1 rRNA gene is annotated in these 591 nt (G+C 37.7%); it reads right to left on the bottom strand.

Going from position 1 to position 591, the window contains the following annotated elements:
- Positions 1-260: 260 nt before the first annotated feature.
- Positions 261-375, bottom strand: a 5S ribosomal RNA gene (gene rrf, locus CD172_RS12360).
- Positions 376-591 lie beyond the last annotated feature (216 nt).

Here is a 591-nt window from a genome sequence, read left to right as displayed (position 1 = left end):
CCTGAGCCAGGATCAAACTCTCCATAAAAGAAGTAAGCTTGATATAGCTCGTTGATTGGTTAAGCCAATCACTCTTGAAAGTACGTTACGTACTCAAATTATTGGAATTAACGTTGACATATTGTCATTCAGTTTTCAATGTTCATGTGTCGATTCTTTTGACTCGACAAGAATTAATTATACAGACTTTTCATTATAAAGTCAACACTTTTATTCAATTTTCCAAAGAAAAAATGACCGCTAGGTCATGATAAAAGTTTGCTTGGCAACGTCCTACTCTCGCGGAACGTAAGTCCGACTACCATCGGCGCTAAAGAGCTTAACTTCTGTGTTCGGCATGGGAACAGGTGTGGCCTCTTTGCTATTGTCACCAAACAATATTTTACTTTGTGGAAATCGTTCGCATTCGTCTTCATCACAGCGTCATTACTCGGTTACTTACGTGGAGTAAGCGCCCTCATGCTTCCTTGTGATTCATAGACTTCAAACGTTTTCACTTCGTAAAATGAATGATTATACATTCAAAACTAGATAGTAAGTATTGTTTCACAAGCATCACCTTATGAACTAAATTGATTAAGTCTTCGATCG

The organism is Staphylococcus agnetis (genome assembly GCF_002901865.1).
Lineage (GTDB): Bacteria > Bacillota > Bacilli > Staphylococcales > Staphylococcaceae > Staphylococcus > Staphylococcus agnetis.
This window is presented reverse-complemented; position numbering and strand designations above follow the sequence as displayed.